The sequence below is a fragment of the Candidatus Enterococcus huntleyi genome, assembly GCF_009933175.1.
Taxonomy (GTDB): Bacteria; Bacillota; Bacilli; order Lactobacillales; family Enterococcaceae; genus Enterococcus_K; species Enterococcus_K huntleyi.
Window position 1 is genome coordinate 39,883 of the sequence record NZ_MAEJ01000029.1, and the last position, 20,347, is coordinate 60,229.

Annotated in this window: 17 protein-coding genes; all 17 read left to right on the top strand. The window is 40.3% G+C overall.

Features of this window, described 5'->3' with window-relative positions:
* The first annotated feature begins 27 nt into the window (after positions 1-27).
* Entirely contained in the window at positions 28-2,511 is a 2,484-nt protein-coding gene (gene hpfG, locus BAU15_RS12505; RefSeq protein WP_161843070.1) for a (2S)-3-sulfopropanediol dehydratase, read from the top strand.
* Positions 2,512-2,537: 26 nt separating this feature from the next.
* On the top strand, positions 2,538-3,323 hold the full coding sequence (locus BAU15_RS12510; RefSeq protein WP_161843071.1) for a sulfite exporter TauE/SafE family protein: 786 nt from the start codon (positions 2,538-2,540) through the stop codon (positions 3,321-3,323).
* A gap of 21 nt (positions 3,324-3,344) precedes the next feature.
* Positions 3,345-4,493 carry an iron-containing alcohol dehydrogenase gene (locus BAU15_RS12515; protein ID WP_161843072.1) on the top strand — a complete coding sequence of 383 codons (1,149 nt, stop codon included), beginning with the start codon at positions 3,345-3,347 and terminating at the stop codon, positions 4,491-4,493.
* A gap of 40 nt (positions 4,494-4,533) precedes the next feature.
* Positions 4,534-5,907 carry an SLC13 family permease gene (locus BAU15_RS12520; RefSeq protein ID WP_161843073.1) on the top strand — a complete coding sequence of 458 codons (1,374 nt, stop codon included), beginning with the start codon at positions 4,534-4,536 and terminating at the stop codon, positions 5,905-5,907.
* A gap of 31 nt (positions 5,908-5,938) precedes the next feature.
* Entirely contained in the window at positions 5,939-6,721 is a 783-nt protein-coding gene (locus BAU15_RS12525) for an IclR family transcriptional regulator (RefSeq protein WP_237580197.1), read from the top strand.
* A gap of 367 nt (positions 6,722-7,088) precedes the next feature.
* Positions 7,089-8,513, top strand: coding sequence for an SLC13 family permease (locus BAU15_RS12530; protein WP_161843075.1), 1,425 nt, complete (start codon positions 7,089-7,091; stop codon positions 8,511-8,513).
* A 202-nt stretch (positions 8,514-8,715) separates the two neighbouring features.
* The gene (locus BAU15_RS12535; protein WP_161843076.1) at positions 8,716-10,089 is read left to right on the top strand and encodes an aldehyde dehydrogenase family protein; all 1,374 of its coding nucleotides are present in this window, start codon (positions 8,716-8,718) and stop codon (positions 10,087-10,089) included.
* A 145-nt stretch (positions 10,090-10,234) separates the two neighbouring features.
* Positions 10,235-11,368: an ATP-grasp domain-containing protein gene (locus tag BAU15_RS12540; protein ID WP_161843077.1), complete on the top strand. Its 1,134-nt coding sequence runs from the start codon at positions 10,235-10,237 to the stop codon at positions 11,366-11,368.
* A 1-nt stretch (position 11,369) separates the two neighbouring features.
* A complete protein-coding gene (gene sucD, locus BAU15_RS12545; protein WP_161843078.1) occupies positions 11,370-12,281 on the top strand; it encodes a succinate--CoA ligase subunit alpha in 912 nt (303 codons plus the stop codon).
* A gap of 365 nt (positions 12,282-12,646) precedes the next feature.
* Positions 12,647-13,804 (top strand): nucleotide sugar dehydrogenase, encoded by a 1,158-nt coding sequence (locus BAU15_RS12550; RefSeq protein ID WP_161843079.1) that lies wholly within the window; start codon positions 12,647-12,649, stop codon positions 13,802-13,804.
* Positions 13,805-14,040: 236 nt separating this feature from the next.
* Entirely contained in the window at positions 14,041-15,528 is a 1,488-nt protein-coding gene (locus BAU15_RS12555) for a glycosyltransferase (RefSeq protein ID WP_161843080.1), read from the top strand.
* Positions 15,529-15,762: 234 nt separating this feature from the next.
* A complete protein-coding gene (locus BAU15_RS12560) occupies positions 15,763-16,674 on the top strand; it encodes an Rgg/GadR/MutR family transcriptional regulator (RefSeq protein WP_161843081.1) in 912 nt (303 codons plus the stop codon).
* A 230-nt stretch (positions 16,675-16,904) separates the two neighbouring features.
* Positions 16,905-17,354 carry a LytTR family DNA-binding domain-containing protein gene (locus tag BAU15_RS12565; protein WP_161843082.1) on the top strand — a complete coding sequence of 150 codons (450 nt, stop codon included), beginning with the start codon at positions 16,905-16,907 and terminating at the stop codon, positions 17,352-17,354.
* 12 nt (positions 17,355-17,366) lie between these two features.
* Positions 17,367-17,750 (top strand): DUF3021 domain-containing protein, encoded by a 384-nt coding sequence (locus BAU15_RS12570; protein WP_161843083.1) that lies wholly within the window; start codon positions 17,367-17,369, stop codon positions 17,748-17,750.
* A 466-nt stretch (positions 17,751-18,216) separates the two neighbouring features.
* Positions 18,217-18,699 (top strand): GNAT family N-acetyltransferase, encoded by a 483-nt coding sequence (locus BAU15_RS12575; RefSeq protein WP_161843084.1) that lies wholly within the window; start codon positions 18,217-18,219, stop codon positions 18,697-18,699.
* Between the two features lie 143 nt (positions 18,700-18,842).
* The gene (locus tag BAU15_RS12580) at positions 18,843-19,091 is read left to right on the top strand and encodes a hypothetical protein (RefSeq protein WP_161843085.1); all 249 of its coding nucleotides are present in this window, start codon (positions 18,843-18,845) and stop codon (positions 19,089-19,091) included.
* A gap of 147 nt (positions 19,092-19,238) precedes the next feature.
* Positions 19,239-20,207, top strand: a complete 969-nt coding sequence (locus BAU15_RS12585) for a hypothetical protein (protein ID WP_161843086.1) — start codon at positions 19,239-19,241, stop codon at positions 20,205-20,207.
* Positions 20,208-20,347: the final 140 nt, after the last annotated feature.

Here is a 20,347-nt window from a genome sequence, read left to right on the forward strand (position 1 = left end):
TTTCAAACATAAAAGGAGAGAGTAAAAATGAGTATCAAACGAACACTAGCCCGTGGAACAGAACCTTATGATCAGACCTATAGTTTAGGTTACGAAGTAAATCATGATGATTGGTCACCATTTCCACGCGTCAATGCATTGCGTCAAGCCTTCTTAGACCGTCCTTATGATGTCGATGTAGAAAGATTGCGCCTAGTAACTGAATCGTACAAAAAACATCAGACCGGTTCTCGCAAATTAAAATGTGCTTACGCTTTTGAAAACATTCTCTTGAATACGACTTTATATGTCTATGAGGATGACTTGATTTTAGGCGAGATTGCTTCCCCAGCCAAGGCTTCACCTATCTATCCAGAGTTTTCAGTGAACTGGATCTTAGATGAAATTATTAACTCCCCCTTTGAAGAGCGTCCAAATGATCAGTTCTATATTCGTAATGAGGAAGAGCGTCAAGAAATTCTTGAATTATGTGCCTGGTGGAAAGGCCAAACGATTGATGACTTAGTAAACGAAAAATTAGATTACGATCAAACAAAAGGCTCTGAAGTTGGTGAACGAATTTTCCAAACCAACCTCTATCATTATGCGGGTGCGGGTCACTTAGCAATTGACTATGCTAAATTAATGCGTGTCGGCTATGTTGGCTTGATTGAAGAAGCAAAACAGCGTCTAGCAAACTTAAGTAAGCGTGATCCTGAATATGGTGAAAAGCGTGATTTCTATGAAGCTATGATCATCATGCACGAAGCAGCTCGGACGTATATCAAACGCTATGCAAAATTAGCGGCAGAAACGGCAGCGACTGAAGAAGATCCTCAGCGTAAACAAGAGTTGACAGCTATGGCAGAAAACTGTGCGCACATTGCTGATAAAGCACCTGAAACTTTCTGGCAAGCTTTGCAGTTGTTCAATATTGCGACAGCTCTGATCCAAGTGGAAAGTAATGGTCATTCGATTTCATATGGTCGGATGGACCAATGGTTGAAACCTTATTATGAAGCGGATATTCAAAAAGGCACGATTTCAAAAGAGTTCGTTTTAGAATTACTAGAAGTGCTCTACGTTAAATTAAATAACCCAACTAAATTAAAAGATAAAGGCAGTATGGCTTTACGAAACGGTCGTGGATTCGGTGGCGAAAGCTTGACCATCGGCGGGGTTGACAGTCAAGGAAATGATGCAACAAATGACTTGACGATGTTAATGCTAGAAGCTTCTGCCCACACACGGATGATGAATCCTTGGGTTTGCGTACGGATGCATAAAGACACACCATTGGAATTACGTACAAAAGCAGTTGAATGCATTCGTGCTGGTTATGGACATCCGAAATTATTTAATGACGCACCAACGATTAAAGGTATGATGCGTAAAGGCATGAGTTTAGAAGAGGCAAGAGAATATTGCGTGGTTGGTTGTGTCGAAATCAGTTTACCTGGAAAAGAATATGGTTGGCATGATGCAGCGTATGTGAATACACCGAAAATGATGGAAATGGTGGTTAATGGCGGTCGTAGCTTGAATACGGGTGACCAATTAGGACCTGATACAGGTAGTTTGGACACCTATCAATCCTTTGATGAAGTCATGGATAGTGTCGATCAACAATTCGAATATTGGACAGATCAAATGTGTTCGAGCTTGAACATTATCGATTCTATCCATCGTGAATTGAAACCTTTACCTTACGTTTCAGCCTTTTTCGAAGATTGTTTAGAATCAGGAAAAGATTTGACTGAAGGTGGCGCAAAATATAACGGAACTGGCCCACAAGCGAGTGGTATGGCGACTTGTGCAGACCAATTAGCGACGATTAAACAACTTGTATTTGATGAAAAACGTGTGACGGGTGCTGAGTTATTACAAGCAGTCAAAGACAACTGGGAAGGACACGAAGTCTTATATCGCCTAGTCAATAGTTCGAAAGTCCATCATTATGGGAATGACGATGATTACGCAGATGATTTATTTGTCTTCATGTTCGAAACTTATTGTAAACACATCAGCGGACGGAAAAATGTTCGTGGTGGCGAATTTAGCCCAGGTGTTTACTCAGTAAATGCCAACGTAGCAATGGGAATGAATACCAACGCGTCTGTTGACGGACGGAAGAAAGGTGAAGCAATCTCTGATAACATGGGGCCAGTCCATACAGATGCTGGCTCACATGACATCAAAGGGCCAACAGCTTTAGTTAATTCTTTAGCAAAAGTCGATCACAGCTTAGCTACAAACGGTACGTTGATGAATCTACGTTTCCCTCAAGAAGCGGTGGCTGGCGTTGAAGGTCGCGATATCTTGATCAGCTTTATCGATGAATATATGAGTAAAGATCCAATGCACGTGCAGTTCAATATTATGAGTTCTGAGACAATGCGTGCGGCTCAAAAGAACCCTGAAGACTACAAAGATATGTTAGTACGGGTAGCTGGCTACAGTGCTTACTTTGTCGAACTAGGCAAACCATTACAAAAAGACCTTATCCAACGAACAGAATTGAACTTTGGATAAAGCTGACCTGAGAGGATGAATGTATTATGACTTTTGAACTTAGTTTTTTACTTGTCGCCCTGATGCAAGTCGTTGGATTTTTTGTTCAAGGCTGTACGGGTTTTGGTTGTACGGTGATCGCAGCAGCGGTCACCAATGGCTTGTTGGGAACGGAAGCAGGGGTGCCTTATGGTACCCTGATTACCCTTCCTTTCCTTTATTATCTAGGTATTAAAGAATTCCGCAATGTCTCATGGAAAGACTTAGCAAAAATTATCGGACTGTGTTTACCAGGAATCTTAGTGGGCAATTATTTGTTCTATGCAATCAGTCCAGACATTGCAAAAATTGGTATCGGAGCGATTGTTACACTGATTGCTTTAATGAATATTTATAAAACTATTGTTAAACCACTGGTACTGAAAAAAGTGGAAGACGTTGATGTGCCAGATACTGCCTTTAAAAAGGCCTTTCGTTATGGCTGTTTAATCCTTGGTGGAATCGTCCATGGGGCTTTCAACATTGGTGGCCCATTAATTACCGTTTATACAATTGAAGCGGTGCAAGAAAAAGAGAAATTCCGGAATACCATGAACATGGTTTGGGTAATTCTGAACACATGGAATGCCTTTAATCAGTTCCGCAATGGCGCTTTTACGCCGTATATGTTAAGCGCGTTATTAGTCGGCTTGCCAATGGCAGCGATTGGTTTCTTTATTGGCATGGGTTTCTTAAAGAGAATCAACCGCGAACAATTCTTACGGATCGTTTACATGGTGCTATTATTTGTCGGTGCGAATATGTTAATCACTAGTATCATGGCAGTTATTTAATTTATTGGAGGATGATTTTTTATGAAAGATTTTACGTTTAAAATTCCACAAACCATCGAATTTGGTATCGATAGTTTGCAAAAATTACCACAATTATTAAAAGCGAATGGCTCTGATCATGTCTTCCTAATTTCTGATAAAGGCTTAGATGGCTTGGGAGTCGTTCAAAAAATCAAAGAGATTATTGAAGCAGATGATATTACATGCACGACTTATTTAGGTACAGTCCCTAATCCTACGGTTGATATTGTGAATGAATCCACAAAATTATATAAGGAAAGTGGTGCAACGAGTATCGTCGCTTTAGGCGGCGGAAGTTCGATGGACGTTGCCAAAGCAACAGGTGTTTTAGCTAAATTTGGCGGTCAAATTACTGATTATGAAGGGTTACATAAAGTGCCCGGGCCGATTGTTCCTATTATTGCGATTCCAACAACAGCCGGTTCTGGCAGTGAAGTAACTGCTTCAGCTGTAATCACGGATGAAGCGCGCAATTATAAAATGTCCGTCATCAGTTATGAAATGTTACCTAAATATGCCATTCTAGATCCTAAAATGATTATGACGGTTCCAGCTTCTGTAGCCGCAGCTTGTGGCATCGATGCTTTAATTCATGCAATGGAAGCCTATGTTTCGCTGAATGCCTCACCGTTTACAGATGCTATGGCTGAAAAAGCAATGGGCTTAATTGGCAGCAATTTACGTCAGTTTGTAGCGAACCGTCAAGATGAAGAAGCGGCTTGTGCCATGATGGCCGGCTCAACCTTCGCTGGATTAGCTTTTGCTTGGGCTCGTTTAGGTAATGTTCACGCCATGTCTCACCCGGTTAGTGCTTATTTCCATGTAGCCCATGGAGTAGCAAATGCTATCCTTTTACCAACTGTTGTCGAATTTAATGCGCTAGCTGATCGTGGCCGTTATGAAAAAATTTATAACTATATCAGCACCTCGAAAGAATTAGTGACTGATTTCACGCCAGATATGTTAGTCGAAGAATTGAAACAATTAAATGCCGACTTAGGAATTCCGGCCTCTCTCTCTGAAGCTGGGGTCACAGCCGATAAAATTCAAGAAATGGCAGAAGATGCTATGAAGAGTCCTAACGTAGCAGTCAATCCACGTGCAACAAACATCAAGGACATTATTGCACTATATGAAAAAGCACTATAAGCTCCTCAAGGTTAAATAGGGTTGGAGGTTGGAATTTAAGATGGATAAAAATAAGATTATTGGTTGGCTCATTAGCTTGTGTGTACCGCTTGGCGTGAGCTTCATTCCCACATCAGACGCGTTTACACCGAGTTTGAGATTATTTTTAGTAATCACCTTGTTTGTTATCTTAATCATTGCTTTAGAACTTTTACCACGTCTAATTTCAGCAGTATTGTTGCCCTCACTCTACATGATTAGCGGGTTGGTTTCCGGTGAGGTGGCTTTTCAATCATGGACTAGTACGACGGTTTGGATGGTCCTCGGTGGCCTGATTTTCAGTAATATTCTGGATGAAACAGGTTTGTTGAAACGTATCGCTTATTTTGTCATTCTAAAATGCGGTGGCACCTATGCGGGCGCTGTATTCGGCTGTTTCTTCATCGGGATTATCCTAAATTTAATCACGTTTTGTAACGGCTGGTTAGTCGCAGCTGCTTTAGTGTATGGCGTATGTAAGGCCATGGATTTGAAGCCCTCAAAAGAATCGTCACTCCTGTGTTTTGCAGGAACGCTAGGGGCAACGGGTTGTACAGTCTGTCTGTATTACCCGGGCTATTACTCCATGCTCGAAGTCGCTGTCCGTGAATTTGTGCCGGATTATCGCATGAATATGTTTACTTCTTTTGCTTACAATGGCTACTTCATGATTTGGTGTGTCCTTTCTATCCTCATTTTGATGAAAGTCTACAAAACAAAAGACTTGAAAATTAATGTCAGTAAAAAATTATTTACTGAAAAGTACCAACAATTAGGAAAAATGAGCACCAAAGAAAAGATTGCTGTAGGCATGATTGTCTTGCTATTAATGTACCTCTTTGCTTCTAGCTTGTTAGGTTTACCAGCAGCATATGGCTTTATGATCATCCCGTTCTTGATGTTCTTACCAGGCATCGGGATTGGCAAGCCAAAAACACTAGAAAGTCTCAATTATCCGATGGTCTTCTTTGTTGCTTCTTGTTTAGGCATCGGAATTGTCGGCGCGCATGTTGGCTTTGGGGACTTCTTAACAGGAATCGCCGTGCCTTTACTTGCCGGGCAAAGTACCTTAGTTGTTCTCGTAGCCTTTATTTTGATGGGGATGGTGGCGAATTTCTTCATGACCCCTTACGCTATGCTAGGTGGGTTAGCCATTCCATTTGCCCAAATTGCTGTACAGTTAGGGATCAATCCACTTGTTGCCTGCATGTGTCTACTTTATTCCTGCGAAGTGCTATTTTTACCTTATGAATCAGCGGGCAATTTGATTATGTATGGCTATGGCATGATGCCAATGAAAGACTTTATCAAACAAATGACCTTAAAAGCTGTGATTATGTTAGTCGGCTTTGTTGTCGTGATGTATCCGATGTGGCATTTAACCGGATTAATGTAAAGAAAGGAATTTCAATATGACGCCTCAAACAATGGAAAATTTTCGTGAATTCAGCGGCTCTAAAAGTTTGAATAAAACGCTGGCCATTCTTTCGTCTTTTGATGACCAGACACCCATTCAACGAACATCTGATATCGCAGCTCGGCTAGATATGAATATGAGTACGGTTTCTCGTCATTTAAACACCTTATTAGATTGGGGATTCTTAGATCGAGATGAAGATACGGGGTATTATTATCCTGGCGTCGCGATTGTCGCCTTAGCAGGACGGGCCTTACAAAATAATGATGTCTATCGTCATGCTTTTCCAGAGGTACAACGACTCTCATACCGACACAACGTCCATGGTCATATGGGCGTTGCTCAAAAAGATAAAATTGTTCATTTGATTAGTAGCTGTCACGAAAGCTCGATGGATTTACTTATTCCGATGGGCTATAAGCATCCCATGCATTGTTCAGCAATGGGACGGGTCTTTTTAGCCTATTTATCGCCGATTGAGGCACAACAGATTTTGAAATCTAATACTTTACTTAAATATGCCCATCATACAAAAGTCGATATTTGTGACATCAATCAAGAACTTATTCGAACACGGCAACAAGGGTATTGCCTGTTGGTCAATGAATTAGCTGAAGGAATCGGTTCTATTGCAGCCCCTGTATTCAATCGGAATCGGGAAGTTGTCGCTGCAATTAGTGTCTCTGCCAGTGCGCGTTCATTAGCTGATCCGGCGCGAGAACAAGTCTTAGCCCAAGCAGTTAAAGCGGCCGCTAGTCGTGTATCCAGCAAATTAGGCTTTTACCCAAGATAAAACAGTGAGCGCAGACAGGTTAAAGCCAACTTGTCTGCGCTTTTTATTTTCTGAATAAAGCAGATGTAGTGACTTTCTTCCTCTTTCAGAACACAGAAAATCAGCACGAGTCTCTAATCCTTCTAATTCTCCTAAAAATTTACAAGAACTATTTTCCTTAACGTAGTTGCACCCTGTGCAAGTCAGTTTCTTAGTATGCAACGGACTTACTTGTGATAAGAACTCTTCTCTCTAAACGAAAGAAACCCCAGATTCTATTGTTATTTTCGCCAGTCAAGGTAAACTAAAGCTACAAAAGAAAGCGCTTTCTAAATTTATTTTTTTCACACGAACTTATTCGATTATAGAAAGGATGTTATTTTTCATCATGAAAGCAAAAAAGCGATTTTTGTATCTGTTGTTAGGGCCGACAATTTTAGTCCTCTGTGATTTATTTCTTTCAGACATACTCACAAATCCTGGAGCACGTGCCGTGGGTGTTCTTCTATGGATGGTCTTCTGGTGGGTAACTCGTCCGGTCCATATGACTGTTACTGCGTTATTGCCGATTCTGGTAAACGCGTTACTCAATATTGTGCCGATGGGCTCCATCACTGCCCAATATTTTTCTGACAGTATTATTTTGATTTTTGGTTCAGGTTTACTGACGATGCCTTGGGCGTCAACGGGCCTAGATAAGCGGGTGGCTATCAAAATTCTCTCAGTGATTGGGCCTTCCATGCGTTCCCAAATTATCGTCTGGCTATTTGCCAGTATGCTAGTCTCCAGTATTTTACCTAACGTCGCGGTCTGTGCCTTGTTCACCCCGATTGCGATTGCTATGTTAGCTGCCGCAGGGATTACCGATATCAAAAGTAGTTCCCATGCTACACCGATTCTCTTAGCGATTGGCTGGGGGGTTGGCTTAGGTGGGGTCGGTACTCCGCTGGGTGGTGCCATGAACATTGCCGCAATCTCATTTATTGAAGAATATACTGGGCATGAATTCATGTATGTTGACTGGGTGGTCAGAATCGCCCCTTACTTCGTTTTACTAGGAATTATCAGTTTAGTTCTAATGCTTGTGATGTACGGCAAACACAGTCCATTAGATGGGACTAAAGAATACTTCCATGATGCCTATGCAAAATTAGGCAAAATGAAACGAGACGAAAAAATCTGTGGCACCTTGTTCGTAATTGCGCTATTAGGCGCTTTCACACGTCCGTTATACTCAAATTTATTACCTGGCTTAGCACCAGCCTACATATTTCTGATCTTTGGCTGCTTATCCTTTATCATCACAAATGCCAAAAAATTGCCTTTCTTAACTTGGGAAAATGCCCAAGAAAAAACAATGTGGGGCATGATGATGTTATTTGGTGGGGGACTTGCTTTAGGACGTATGATCAATGACTCTGGCGCCGGCAATGCGATTGCTGAGATTGTGTCACAAATGAATATGGATGGCGGTTTGACCACCATTATTATTTTCACCGTCTTTGCTCGCGTGATCTCTGAGTTAACCAATTCGACCGTGGCAGCGGCAGTCAGTATTCCGATTGTTATAGGCTTTGCAGTTAAAATGGGCCTCAATCCAATTCCGTATTGGTTCATTACCGTGATGGCTTACAACGCTGAATTCCTTTTACCAATCAGTGTTCGAGCAATTCCCGTCGCCTATGGATTGGATACTACCAAGATGCTTAAAGGCGGGATTCCTATGACGATTGTCACCACAATTCTGGTCGTCATTTTCGGTTATGTCGTGATGCAAATTTGGCCAGGCTTCGGCGAATTATCTTATATGTAGCACCAAATTTTATCGAAAAGAGGTTCTTATTAGAGAAGCTTATGTTAAAAAGGGCCTACTAAAAGAAACAACTAAATAGATGGCACCTAAAGATTAATGCCAGGTGCGTCGGCCAGAACAGTTTAAAAAGTATTTATTCAGTGAATGCGTTCCTTAATTTGTAAGATTAAAAAATATTTAATGAATAGAGGAGAGAATTAAAATGAGTGAACACACAACAGGTTCGGTAGAAGAGTTAGTCGCACGTTCGAAAGCTGCTCAGGCACAATTTGCTTTTGTTACACAGGAACAGGCTGACCAGGCGGCGAAAGCCATCTGTAAAGTAGTCTATGATAACGCTGAAATGCTAGGGAAAATGGCCGCTGAAGAAACTCGAATGGGTAGCGTCACAGACAAAATTCAAAAGTGCCGTATGAAATCTTCCTTGATCTGGGAAAGTATTAAAAATGTGAAAACAGTCGGGGTAATTAACCGTTTGGAAGATCGACGAATGTTAGAAATTGCCAAACCTTTAGGTGCTGTCGCGTGTATTATTCCTTCAACGAATCCAGTGGTTACGCCGATGTGTAATACTGCTTTTGCTTTAAAGACACGGAACTCTATTATTTTTGCTCCTCATCCAAGAGCAGTGGAATGTACGCATTTGCTAGTCAAAATGTTTCGGTCTGAGTTAGCCAAATTTGGCTTCCCGGAAGACTTAGTCTTAGGCTTAGAAAAAGTCTCCATCGACGATAGTAAAGAATTGATGAGTTTAGTCGATGAAGTGGTCGCTACGGGCGGACCGGATATGGTCAAATCAGCCTATTCTAGCGGTAAACCATCACTAGGTGTCGGACAAGGGAATGTTCAATGTATCGTTGATCGCGGCGTCGATTTAGCGGCTGCTGCAGAAAAAATTCTTCTCGGTCGGACATTTGATAATGGCCTGATCTGCTTAGGTGAACAGATGGTCTTTGTTCCAGAAGAAGAGTTTGAGACTTTTGTGACAGAATTAAATAAACATGGAGGCTATTCGATCGATGCGCCTAGTGATGTTCAAAAAGTTCGAGAAGGAGTTTTCCCAGATGGCGGACCGATTAATCGCGACCTAGTTGGCGTGACCGCACAAAAAGTCGGTGAATTTCTAGGCTTTACAGTTCCAGAAGAAACCAAAGCCATCGTCGTAAAAGCTGATGGAATTGGCCGTGCAGATGTGCTCTGTCGTGAAAAACTTTGTCCAGTTTTGACTGTCTATCCTTACTCGACTTTTGAAGAAGGTGTCAGCATGATGGTTGAAAACTTAGAGTATGAAGGCAAAGGACATAGTATTGCCATTCATTCAGATGATGAAACACATATCGAATACGCAGCCATTCAATGTGCTGTTTCGCGGGTTATCGTCAATCAGCCAGCTGGAACAACTGGCGGAGGATCACCTACGAACGGCTTTACACCAACTACGACTCTCGGTTGTGGATCATGGGGCAATAACAGCTTCAGTGGCAATCTCAGCCACACCCATTTCATGAATATCACGCGTGTCGGTTTCCCGTACGAGGAATCTTATCTACCCGACCCAGAATTAGCTTGGAAATAACGGGGCAACAAGTACCTGAAAATAGGAAAAATTAATGAATCGAGGTTGTGACAGAAGCTATTTCTGGAACACCGTTTATTAGGAAAAACAGAGGTGATGACAAGATTTTATTGTCACACCTCTGTGTATGAAAGGAAGAATCTTGATGGATTATTTGGAAATTGAAGGAAAAGAACAATTAGCACGTTTTGGCATTCCAATCAACGAAAGTATCTTATTAGATGGGGAAACAATTCCCGAAGAGATTCCATTCCCCTGCGTTTTAAAAGGCCAGATTCTTTCTGGGAAGCGTGGAAAAGCAGGCGCCGTTAAAGTAATCCACACGAGGGAAGAACTTCTTCCGACAATGAAAGAAATAATGGCTATCACTATCAATGGACAAGTCATGGAAGGCATTATTGCTTGTGGATTCTTACCCATCGAAGAAGAGTATTATCTAGGGATGACTCTGGATGTCACTAATCGGGCCATGGTCATGCTATTTACGCCTTATGGTGGGATGGACATTGAAGAGTTGGCTGAAGCTGAGCCGGAAAAACTACTCCGCTTTGACTGTACTGGTGGCTTCGTGGAAGAAGAATTTCTTGCTGCGGTTGCCCGTTTTGATTTAGCAGAAGAACGTGTTGCACAATTAACCCGAATCGCTGAAAAATTAGCGACTGCTTGTTTCGACTTGGATGCGACGACGATTGAGATTAACCCATTAGCTGTCTTAAAAGATGGCACGTTGATGGCGATTGATGCCAAACTGTCCATCGATGATAATAGCTTATATCGTCAAGGTGATTACCTTATTTTACCTCGGACAGCGCAGGTAAAATCGGCCCAAGAAATCGAAGCTGAAAAACATGATTTAACTTACATCGAGGTGGATCCAGAAGGGGACATTGGCACCATGGCTGGCGGTGCTGGCATTGGTATGGCAACAATGGATACCATTTTTCATTATGGTGGGCGCGTCAATAACTTTTTAGATTTAGGTGGCGGTGTCACGGCAGAGAAAACCTATCAAGCCATGCGGATTTTATTAGAAAATGAGCAGACAAATTATATTCTAGTCAATGTTTTTGGCGGTATTAATAATTGTGCCGATATGGCTGAAGGAATTGCGCGAGCTTATAAAGAGCTAGGGATTTCTAAAGCAGTCGTCATCAAGAGCCGTGGATTTAACCAAGAGGAAGGCTGGAAAATCTATCAAGATTTAGGCTTCCCACAAACCAAATACGGCACCACTGATGAAGCCGTTCAGACATTAATGAAATTAAAAGAGGTGCAGTAGAATGAGTATTTTAATCGATAATAACACACCTATGTTAATCATCGGGATCACGGGAAAACAAGGGCGCGTCCATGCCAAACGGACGCTCGAAAGTGGCACAAAATTATTAGCAGGGGTCTCCCCCGGAAAAGGGGGCCAAGAGGTCGAAGGGGTCCCTGTCTACGATTCAGTCGCAGAGGCTCGTGCTCAATTTCCTGAGATACGTTCAGCTATGCTACTCGTTCCTCGACAATTTGTCCGCGAAGCTGCCTTAAATGCTTTAGCAGAAGGCATCGAATTGCTCGTTGTGATTACCGAGTTTGTCCCTGTGATGGATGCATTAGCGATTGTCCATACCGCTAAATCAAGCGGGGCAACGGTTATTGGTCCGAATACGATTGGGATCATTTCCCCAGGAAAAGCTAAAATAGGGATTATGCCGGATGATATTTATGGCAAAGGACACATCGGCATCATCTCTCGTAGCGGGACACTAACCCATGAAACAGCCTCAAACTTAACCTTTAAAGGCTATGGCTTATCCAGCTGTGTCGGGATTGGTGGGGATCCAATCGTAGGTATGAATCATGCAGATGTCTTAGAATTATTTGCCGAAGACGAAGAAACGGACGCGATTGTCTTGATTGGAGAAATTGGTGGAACCAGTGAAGAATTAGCAGCGGCTAAGATTCGCGAGTTAGGAATTAAAAAACCAATTTGTGCCTATATCGCAGGCATGCATGCGCCAGAAAATAAAAAAATGGGGCATGCCGGTGCCATCGTCAGCGGCAATATGGGCACCGTCACATCAAAAGTCACTGCACTAGAAGCAGCTGGCGTAACCGTCTGCCCAACACTAGGGAAAATAGTTGAGTTCATGGAGCAGCATGATAATGGCCGACTTAAATCTCTTACAGCGCGTGTTGACGGCTGAATTAGTTGCACGGAACAAATTAATATATTTTAATAGAAGAAACAGGGGGAAATTGATTTGTCTAACCAGATAGTTCCCTCTGTTTTTTTGTGTATTTTCCTCACAAAAAACGTTCATTTTATAAATCCTCAGCAAAGTGACAACCAGACAATCTATAGAATTTGTAATAAAATTCTTTTACTTTACTCACAAGCATTGACAGATAGCCCTATCCTACGGTAACATGGGAAAAGCGTACGTTATTAAATTTACTTGCTCTTGAGATTACTCAAGTTATTTTATTTTGATAAATAGTTTAAAATAGGGTACGTTTATTACTCAACAAAATTACTAGAAACGAAAAACTATAGAGGAGTGATTGTTTTATGATTACTGTAATTGGCTTGGGCTATGTTGGTCTGGCCAGTGCTTTGTTCTTTTCAGCCACTCATAAAATTATGGGCATTGATACTGACGCACAGCGGGTCGCTCAACTTAACCTGCGACAAAGCCCTATTAAAGAGCAACAGATGCAAGAACGATTATCTCAATTATCAAAAGATGACATACAATTCTTCACAAATTACCAAGAAGAAATGCAGGCCAGTGATTACGTCTTTTTCTCATTACCCACGAATTTTGACGAACAGACCCAATCCTTTGATACGCAGGCCCTGACGGAGAGTCTTAAATCTTTTGACAAGCGTCTCAAAAAAGAAGCAATTTTTGTTATTAAATCCACGATTCCTTTGGGCTACACTGAGAGGATTCAGCAACAATTAACCCATCAAGTCCTCTTTGTTCCAGAATTTTTACGAGAAGGCACCGCTTTAAACGATTCTTACTTTCCCAGTCGACTGATTATTGGCAATCCGACGTCTAACGAGCAGACTGCACAAAAGGTTGCGCATTTATATAGTGACATAATTAAAAAAACACCGGCTATCCTACATATGAGCGCTAAAGAAGCAGAGGCGGTCAAACTTTTTTCTAATAATTATTTAGCTATGCGCGTGGCGTTTTTCAATGAGCTGGACAGCCTATGTGAAGTTTCGAACATTGATAGTCAATTGGTCATTCAAGGTCTTTCTGAAGATCCGCGAATCGGCAAAGGCTACAACAATCCTTCCTTCGGTTTTGGCGGTTATTGCTTACCAAAAGATAATCAAGCACTGATTAGTGAATTTTCTAATGTAGGAATAGAAAGTCCATTAATAAATGGCATTCAGGAGGCCAATCAGCAGCGTATCGATTATATAGCTGAGCAGCTGAAGGACTACAAAACAATTGGTTTTTATCGCCTTTCGATGAAAATGAATTCAGATAATTACCGGGTTTCGGCTACTTACGCCTTGTATCAACGGTTAAAAGAAGCGAATTATTCGGTGAAAATATATGATTCAATGTACGAAGGTCCGGATAAAGAAGCCGACCTCGAAACATTCGCCACTCAGTCAGAAGTTATTGTTACTAATCGATGGTATGAGGAGTTACGTCCGTATGAAGAGAAAGTCTACACGCGCGATCTCTACCATGAAAACTAGTCACTTATACAGCAAATTGTTTGTACAACTTATCACTTGTCGTATGTAAATGCTGGCCCCGCCAGTAAGCAATGCAATCAATTATAAAGGAGAAATACATGGATACTTCATTTTTATCAGGACTTTACCCATTCCTTGTCACTGTCGGTCTTTTTATATTCGTTTTCCTTATTCGAATGTTCTTTCATAGAGACGTTATCATTCCAAAATATGAGAGAAAAAGCCGCTTCAATCTTATGAACAAAGATCAAATTCGTTATTCTTTAAAGGTCGCTAAAGAACGAAAAGAGGTTTCTCAAGCGAGTTATCGCTCCCTCTTTTTAGTATTTTTCATATTGAGCATCCTTTTTGTCGCTCTTTGGATTATTTGGACCGCTTATGCGATCAGCATCGGGGATTTAATGGCGTTTCGCCCTTATTTTGCGATTATTGGTTCAATCAGTGCCTCACAATATGTTTTCTCGTTATTTGATGTGCCATTTCACGTTGAAGAGTTGCCAAAAAAGTCTTTGGCTGTGGTGATTCCTGTCTACAATGAGAATCCTGAAACCTTGCACCTCGTTATTGCGGCCCTTTTTGAGCAAACGGTGCTCCCTGCAGATATTCACATAATCAATGACGGCTCTAGTCCTGATCTCGATTACAGTGAAGCCAAAACGTGTCTTATCGAAGGCGCTAAGCGGACAAATGTTCATTGTACCTGGACGGATCAAGAAAATGGCGGTAAACGTGCAGCGCAAACAGTCGGCTTCAAAAAAATCCGTAACACTCAGGACTGTGTGGTCGTGACGGTGGATTCAGATGCCGTTTTAGCTAGAAATGCCTTAGAAGAAGGGTTGAAGCCTTTCGCTGATGAAGAGGTTAAATCCGTTGCGGGCTTAATCGTTTCACGAAATGTCCACGCAAGTTTATTGGCCCGTTTTACAGAAACCATCTTCGTTGCCAATCAACAATTAGTCGAGCGCGCATGCCTTTCACTATTTGGAACAGTCGCTGTTAACAGTGGAAACCTGGCGTTTTATACGTACGATGTCATCGAATCTGCGCTAGCCCATGATTACAATAATGAGAAATTCGGCAAGGCAGAAGTTAAGTTTTCCGATGATTCATTTTTAACGCTATTTGCAGTTTTAAAAGGGAAAACGGTCGACCAATTGACGTCAGTTGCCTTTGCGGACATGCCATCAAAATTAAGTCACCATATTCGCCAACAAATTCGTTGGTCACGTGGTTCCTTTATCCGTGGTTTCTGGCGCATCCGCTATACACCCGTCTTTTCGATGATTTTTATGCGCCAATTTTTCGGTTGGTTCACTTTCTTCATCAATACCTGTATCTTTATCCAAATCGTACTCAGCGCGCTATCTAGAGGGGTCTTCCCGGCACTGCCTTTCATATTGATTCCGATGTTATTCGGTTACATTCAATCGACACGTTACATGATTATCCGCCGAGAAGATTTCTCATGGAAAGATCATCTAATTATCTGGTTATTGACGCCATTATCGACCCTCTGGAGCTTCCTTGTCCTACGTTTTGTCAAACTGTACTCTATGGCTACATGTAAAAAAACAGGTTGGGGAACCCGTAATGTCGTTGAAGTTATCGTTGACGAACCAGAGCAAGATGCTGAAGATTTGCCTCTTGAATTCGGTATCGAATCAATCGAACAAGCGGACGAACCTCAAGAAGTCATCGATCTTAGCTTACCAGCTGAAGATTAAATCAGGTCTTTAAGGAAACAAATCAGGCAGACTCATACACCAAAACTGTACATTGAAAATGTCTAACAAACGAGTTGGCTAGACATGCGAAACAGAATACCTTAAGCAATAAAGGGCCATCCTACGGTAGGTAGGGTGGTCTTTTCGCTTAAATTACTCTAAAATAGACGTATTAGAGGATTGCGGTAAATAGCACAGCTAGCTGCGAAATGTTTTTGAGAAGGAGATACCTACATGGACTATGGCGAAACGTTTAAAATGATTCGAAAAAATAAAGGCCTGACGTTAAAAGAAGCTGCTGGAGAAGCCCTTTCTACCGCGCAATTGTCGCGCTTTGAGAATGGCAAAACAATGCTGACACTGGATCAATTTTTCATCTGCCTAGAACAGATGAATACTACCATCGAAGAGTTCCAGTTTATTCAAAAAAATACCTGGCGTGACCAGTACGCAGCGATTTTAGATGAAGTTGAACAGCTGAATCTAGCCAAAGATACCCAAGGCTTATATACCCGGGCGAACGTCTACTTCAATGAAAGTCAGCGGCAATATGATTGGTATTATTTTTTTGGTTGTTTCTTTGAAAACCTAGCGATTTCAAACGAAACGGAAGCCATTTCCGAGCTAAAATACATAGATGAAATGAAGCATTTCTTCCTGAAGTGTGATCTATGGGGGGATAGAGAGCTGCGTGTCTTAGGGATGTTTGTATTCCTTTTCGACGTTGATACTCTCCAAATGCTGGTACGTATCGCCATCAAACGAGGGAAAATTTATCGCTCAGTTCGTGGCGATAACCGGTTATTTTATTTTTTACTCATCAACTGTTTTTCGACATTTATCTACCATGGTCGGATTTCTGAGGCGAGAGATATCCTGGCTCATCTCGAGAACGAAATAAAAGACAACATTGATTTACTCTTTCCGCAAATCAGCCTGTTATTTAACAAAGGCATCTTAAAATTTATCGAAAATGATCCAGAAGCCGGCGTCAAATACTGCAGCCAAGCAATCTCCGTCTGCACCATTTTCAAGCAAGAAGCACGGGCCCAGCGCTTAACCAAACGTTTGGACGAATGGCGCAATGCTGAAGACCCCGCAGAATACAAAGAATTAGTCATCGAGTTAGGGTATTTGACTGATTAAGGATGCGCTAGTTATTATGAAACGACCAGAGCTTATAATATAACGAACATCCGACTTTTCGCGGTCGGATGTTTTTTACTGAAGTCACAAAGATTGCTGGCGGATTCTTTGAAAAATCGACCTCCATAATGACTATTTAACCACTTATAGCTAATTTTTTACCGCTTATGGAATAGTTGTTACAAACGCCTATGATTCCCGTATAATTAGGGTTGTTAGGAGGTGTAGCAGTGAACATTAAAGTTATTATTGATAAAAAGCTGGCTGATATCAGCGTGCTGATCAACTCCCCGTCGAACGAATTAGCTGACGAGATTTGTGCCCAGCTAACTGAAACTAAAATCGACAAGACATTTACGGTGAAAAGCAGTCAAGGGATCGAAGTCATCCAGATTGATGAAATTACCTTAATCGAAGTCTTTGCAGATGAGATTGTTCTTTCACTGATTGACGGAAGCGAGGTTACTTTCCGCGGACGTCTCTATAAAATAAAAGAGAAACTTGATGAGCAGCAATTTGTTCAAATTTCCAAATCAGCGATTGTTAACTTGAGACAAATTCAAAAACTCGAGCACTCATTTTCAGGAAATATGCTCGCTATCTTAAAGACGGGTAAGAAACAATCGATCTCACGGCGTTATTTACCAGAGCTGAAAAAAATCTTAGCACAACTCAATTAGGAGGCGTATTCAATGAAAAATATCATTAAAAATTGTGTATTGGCGGTGGGCATGAGCAGCACATTGTACTTGCTCAGCGGTAGTATCTTCGCTGACAGCGAGGTCCGAAAAAATAGCTTGTTAGTCTTAGGATTAGGCGTTCTGATTGGCTTATTTTCATCCGTTTATGAGAACAACAAACTTTCACTTCTAGCAAAAACTGGTATTCAGCTAAGTGGCGGCTACGCGAGCTTTTTACTCTTAGCCTACATCGGCACCTGGTTTCCTTTTCAAATAGGCATAATTATCACCGCTTCACTCTTATTCATCATCATCTTTTTAGCTATATGGACTGTCTTTTATTTCATCGAAAAGAAAGAGTTAGAAAAGCTCAATCAAAAACTCGATAAAATGTAAAAAAACTGGCTACATTACGCTGCACTCGATAGTTCTCTATTGAGTGTTTTTTCTTGCCTATTGTAGAGAGCGAGGATTTACTGAAAAAATATCTGATTACGAGCTACTTGAACAATAAAAGGTTGATCTAGGTAGCTTTTAATCAACGGAATGATTACAAACTACTAAATCAATTTCAATAAACTTGCTAAAAAATGGAAAAGAAAATAACGGTAGAAGTCTTGATAACGCTGACTTTTGATACATAAATACGCGAGTCACTTATTGAAGAAGTGATTGCGAGCTACTTAAATCAAGCCCAAGATATACGAGTGCTTTTAGAAATTTGATTAAGGGCTACCGCAAACAAAAAGCAGGTTGATTTAGGTAGCCTGTAATCAAAATAATGAGTCAAAAAGAACGAATAAATATTTTCGAAAATAAGAATGATATACTAGTTTAAAAACTATCGAGGGAGGAATTGGGCATGATTGTTTTAGAAAGAACAAAAGAAGAAGAAATAGAAAAAGTATATGCGTTACAAAAGGTTGCTTTTCAGGAACTATATAATAAATATCAAGATGAAGGATCACCCTTTCATGAGCCTATTTCCTCTATTCAAGAAAAATATAATAGGCCAGATAATTACTTTTTTACTATAAACGATCAAAATGATAATACGATTGGTTATATACGCGTCGTTATTGATGAAGCGCAACAACAAGGCTGGCTAGCCCAAATTGCAATAGATCCATCCTGTGACAATAAGGGTTATGGAACTAGAGCTATAGAATTGGTAGAAGAAATTTTTTCTTCAATTAAAGAATGGTCATTAAGTACGATTCTTCAGGAAGAGAAGCTCGTTCATTTTTATTCTAAAATTGGTTATGAAAAAGCTGCTAACATTCAAAATATTCAAGAGGATATGGACATTGTATTCTTTAAAAAGAGAAATCAATTAGTTATTTGACGTAGTGATTATCCTAAGCTGATATTATGCAAAGCAACATTTTTTACGTTTAGGCATAGAACACTATCGATTAGGGAAAAAATAGTTTTGCACTCTATTTTATTTTATAATCGAGTTATCAATCAAATGGAGGGCGTTATATTATGAAGAGAAAAGAAACAATGACTTTATACAGGGAAAATACCAGTAAATATACGAAAGCTTACAACTTATTTCAAAAGCTTGATTGGTTTGTTGTGCCTGTCTTATTCTTAGGCGTTTTCTTAGGAAGTGATGGGATTGACTTACTTTGTACAATTGGTTTACTGATCTTTGCTTTTACGCAACTCATTTTATTAATTTTAGATTCATACAATCGAATCAAAATTGGTAAACAAAAAATCAATTGTTAGGCGTGCTGATTCTAACCAATCTAGGACTTTTCAACTCCCTTGTGTCATAATGAAGGGCAACAACCACCATTATCACTATCTCATAAATTGTTATTTTCTACTTGTGCTATAATTTATATGATGATTATTATAGGGGAGGGTATTGGTATGCAATTAGTAGACGGCGAATTAAAACATTTAGTTATAGGGAATCATTGTGTATTAACTGATGGAAGAAAAACTAAAGGTTTTATAAAGGATATACACTTGGATGAGGGAATGTTCTCGTGGGAAATAACAGAGTATGAAGATAAGGGAAAGCATTGGATAATGAGGCTCGAAGAGGTTTCTCAATTTTTATTCCCTGAAAATAGTAAAATAATCGCGAACAAAAGTGAACTTAACGATATCAAAAAAGTTGTTGAACGCTTTAGTGAGACAATGATAATTGATGCTGACAAATCAATCCTCCTCGAATCGAGAGAAGTTATAGAGGTAATGAATAGTCAAACTAAAAAATGGTTGCTTAGTCATTCGACGTTTTTGAAAAAATATAAAAAAATTGAAAACAACCGCTCTGAAGGTTATCCAGAGCTATATCAAGATTTAGAAAATTATTTGCTATCAAAAGATCTGTATCGTCTTGAAGAAGAAACTGGAAGTATTTTAGCTCTCAATCCCTATTCAGGTGAATGGATGAAAGGTATTCGGTACACATTAGCAAAACTTGGTTTTATAACATTTAATGAAATGAAACCGCGAACAAAAGATATTTTTGATGGAATAGGTTCGTTGGAAAATAGGAAAAATTACTTATTGCATAGAATGAGTTTCTTACAATCACTGTTTAGTATTTTAGCAATATCTCACATTCCAATTTATAGGGGTGTGCAAACAACAGAAGAATTTTATAATGACCAACATGCCCCTTTACAATCATGGACTACGTCCTTGGAAACGGGTACTTCATTTTCATCATTTGGTATGGTTGATGACAATGTACTAAACGCCTATTTGATTAAATTCAATTGCCCAATTGATCAAATTTTTATGACCTATTTTGAAACGAAAGCCTTTAATAAACAATATAAAGAACAAGAAGTTGTGAAATTTAATTGTGGTAGCCTACTGGAGTAAAGGGTGGCATAAGAATGATAGTTATCTGAAATGTGTAATATCTGACTTTGAGTGTATTAATGAGTTATAAGAAAGGCAGATTTTCTAACTCCCGAGAGATAACTTCTACTAACTTCTTCTACTCCCGAATACTAGAATAA

What these genes read in the sequence shown, in the direction of transcription:
- hpfG (WP_161843070.1), top strand. Translation starts at nt 28, where the DNA reads ATGAGTATCAAACGAACACTAGCCCGTGGAACAGAACCTTATGATCAG.
- BAU15_RS12510 (WP_161843071.1), top strand. Translation starts at nt 2,538, where the DNA reads ATGACTTTTGAACTTAGTTTTTTACTTGTCGCCCTGATGCAAGTCGTT.
- BAU15_RS12515 (WP_161843072.1), top strand. Translation starts at nt 3,345, where the DNA reads ATGAAAGATTTTACGTTTAAAATTCCACAAACCATCGAATTTGGTATC.
- BAU15_RS12520 (WP_161843073.1), top strand. Translation starts at nt 4,534, where the DNA reads ATGGATAAAAATAAGATTATTGGTTGGCTCATTAGCTTGTGTGTACCG.
- BAU15_RS12525 (WP_237580197.1), top strand. Translation starts at nt 5,939, where the DNA reads ATGGAAAATTTTCGTGAATTCAGCGGCTCTAAAAGTTTGAATAAAACG.
- BAU15_RS12530 (WP_161843075.1), top strand. Translation starts at nt 7,089, where the DNA reads ATGAAAGCAAAAAAGCGATTTTTGTATCTGTTGTTAGGGCCGACAATT.
- BAU15_RS12535 (WP_161843076.1), top strand. Translation starts at nt 8,716, where the DNA reads ATGAGTGAACACACAACAGGTTCGGTAGAAGAGTTAGTCGCACGTTCG.
- BAU15_RS12540 (WP_161843077.1), top strand. Translation starts at nt 10,235, where the DNA reads ATGGATTATTTGGAAATTGAAGGAAAAGAACAATTAGCACGTTTTGGC.
- sucD (WP_161843078.1), top strand. Translation starts at nt 11,370, where the DNA reads ATGAGTATTTTAATCGATAATAACACACCTATGTTAATCATCGGGATC.
- BAU15_RS12550 (WP_161843079.1), top strand. Translation starts at nt 12,647, where the DNA reads ATGATTACTGTAATTGGCTTGGGCTATGTTGGTCTGGCCAGTGCTTTG.
- BAU15_RS12555 (WP_161843080.1), top strand. Translation starts at nt 14,041, where the DNA reads ATGAACAAAGATCAAATTCGTTATTCTTTAAAGGTCGCTAAAGAACGA.
- BAU15_RS12560 (WP_161843081.1), top strand. Translation starts at nt 15,763, where the DNA reads ATGGACTATGGCGAAACGTTTAAAATGATTCGAAAAAATAAAGGCCTG.
- BAU15_RS12570 (WP_161843083.1), top strand. Translation starts at nt 17,367, where the DNA reads ATGAAAAATATCATTAAAAATTGTGTATTGGCGGTGGGCATGAGCAGC.
- BAU15_RS12575 (WP_161843084.1), top strand. Translation starts at nt 18,217, where the DNA reads ATGATTGTTTTAGAAAGAACAAAAGAAGAAGAAATAGAAAAAGTATAT.
- BAU15_RS12580 (WP_161843085.1), top strand. Translation starts at nt 18,843, where the DNA reads ATGAAGAGAAAAGAAACAATGACTTTATACAGGGAAAATACCAGTAAA.
- BAU15_RS12585 (WP_161843086.1), top strand. Translation starts at nt 19,239, where the DNA reads ATGCAATTAGTAGACGGCGAATTAAAACATTTAGTTATAGGGAATCAT.